Source organism: Actinomycetospora sp. (assembly GCF_055612215.1).
On record NZ_JBVPVA010000704.1, the window covers coordinates 1 to 1,645 of the forward strand.

Annotated in this window: 4 protein-coding genes; 2 read left to right on the forward strand and 2 right to left on the reverse strand. The window is 78.0% G+C overall.

Translation table 11 applies throughout. The annotated features are described in order from the left end of the window. Positions 1-179: 179 nt before the first annotated feature. Together AC0CYZ_RS19330 and AC0CYZ_RS19335 are read left to right on the forward strand one after the other, a co-directional pair. Positions 180-383 (forward strand): DUF202 domain-containing protein, encoded by a 204-nt coding sequence (locus tag AC0CYZ_RS19330; protein ID WP_472218258.1) that lies wholly within the window; start codon positions 180-182, stop codon positions 381-383. A gap of 67 nt (positions 384-450) precedes the next feature. Continuing rightward, entirely contained in the window at positions 451-669 is a 219-nt protein-coding gene (locus tag AC0CYZ_RS19335) for a dodecin (protein ID WP_472218261.1), read from the forward strand. 12 nt (positions 670-681) lie between these two features. On the opposite strand, the gene AC0CYZ_RS19340 is transcribed toward AC0CYZ_RS19335, so the two are convergent. After that, positions 682-1,365 carry a hypothetical protein gene (locus AC0CYZ_RS19340; RefSeq protein ID WP_472218263.1) on the reverse strand — a complete coding sequence of 228 codons (684 nt, stop codon included), beginning with the start codon at positions 1,363-1,365 and terminating at the stop codon, positions 682-684. Continuing rightward, on the reverse strand, positions 1,362-1,645 hold a 284-nt coding region (locus AC0CYZ_RS19345), incomplete at its 5' end, for a hypothetical protein (protein WP_472218265.1). The genes AC0CYZ_RS19340 and AC0CYZ_RS19345, both read right to left, overlap by 4 nt.

A 1,645-nucleotide genomic window follows, 5' to 3' on the forward strand; every position in this document is an offset into this window, starting at 1 on the left:
GTGCCCGCCCGTGGCAGGGTTGGTTCCCGTGTCGGCTTCCGGGGTCCTGCTCGTGGCGCGTCGCCACGTCGACCTCGGCCGCGTGCGCAGCGCCGCCTGTCCGAGCGCCTGACCTCCCGCGCCAGCATCCCCGCGCTCCCGCGGCGGTGCCGCCTGCTCGCCCCTCCCGGAGGCCCGAGGTGCCGGACGACCTGCGCGCCCTGCTCGCGCGCGAGCGCACCCTGCTCGCGCGGGCCCGGGTGTCCCTGGCGTGCTCCCTGCTGGCCATCGCGCTCGCCGTCCTCACTCCGCCGTGGGTCCCGACGGTGCTCGTGGTCACAGCGGGCGTCGTCTGCACGGCCGGCGCGCTCGTCGCGGCGATCACCCTGGTGCACCACCGGTGAGCGCCGGCGCCACCGACGCGCCCATGCTGTCCGTCTCGTCCTCGCCCCGCCCGACCAGGAGGAAACCATGTCCGACAACGCGTACAGCAGGACCGAGATCGTCGGGAGCTCCGAGACCGGCATCGACGACGCGATCCGCGGCGCGATCACGCGCGCCTCGCAGACGCTCGACGAGATCGGGTGGTTCGAGGTCTCCGAGATCCGCGGCGAGGTCCACGACGGCGAGGTCGGGCACCTCCAGGTGACCCTCGGCGTCGGCTTCACGCTGCGCGACACGAAGCCGTGACCGCCTGACCCGTCAGCGGGTCCGCCGCAGGCGGGCGAGGACGCGCCGGCCCGTCTCCCGGTGCGCCTCGGCCGCCGTCGGGTCGAGCACCAGACGTCCGGGGCACTGCCGGGCCGCCTCGTGCAGCGCGACGGCGGCCGGGTCGACGACGGGCACCACGGCCGCGAGCAGGCAGCCCAGCGCCGCGGGGTGGCGATGTCCGGGCGGATCGCCGGGCCCCAGCGTCGCCATCGCCGCGCCGAGCGTGCCCTCCCGCGTGCGGCGGGGATGGGTCAGCTGGGCCGCCGCCTGGCCCAGGATCGCGAGGTCGGTCGTGTCGACCCACAGCGCCCGGAACGCCACGACGTCGTCGCCGGCCGGGGTCGTCCACGGCCCCGGGTCGGGGAGCAGCGCGGGACGCAGCGCGACCGCGAGCCGCTGGAGGGCACGGAACGCGATCCGGCGGGCGAGGGGGACGGGGAGCCCGGGTCCCACGACGGCCCCGACGGGCAGCGTGACCGGGTCCACCGCGGCCGCGAGCCGGACGGCGCGATCGGCGTGGGCGTCCTCGGCCCGCCCGCAGGCCACGAGCACCCGTTCCGACGCGCCGAGCAGCGCCGCGACCTCGGGCACCGCCGGCACGAGGTACGCCGCGGTGGTGGGCCCGCCGGACGGTGCGGGAGAGGCCGCGGGCCGCCGACGCCCCGGCCGGCTCATCGCAGCAGGTCGCGCGCGGTGAGCAGGGCGAGGTAGGCGTCCTCGAGGTCGCCGGCGGCGAGGTACGCGCTGGCAACGCGCAGCGCGGGCACCGCGGCCACCGGGCCCTCCGGACCGACGAGTTCGAGGTGGCGGTCGACCGCGTCGCGGCACATCCGGTCGATGCGCCGGCGGACCGCGAACGGGACCGGGCCGTCGACGTCGTCGAGTGCCGCCACGGCCGCGGCGACGGCGCGGGCCAGGGGAGACGCCGAGGACCGGGTCCGGGGCGTGGCGGCAC

What these genes read in the sequence shown, in the direction of transcription:
- AC0CYZ_RS19335 (WP_472218261.1), top strand. Translation starts at nt 451, where the DNA reads ATGTCCGACAACGCGTACAGCAGGACCGAGATCGTCGGGAGCTCCGAG.
- AC0CYZ_RS19340 (WP_472218263.1), bottom strand. Translation starts at nt 1,365, where the DNA reads ATGAGCCGGCCGGGGCGTCGGCGGCCCGCGGCCTCTCCCGCACCGTCC.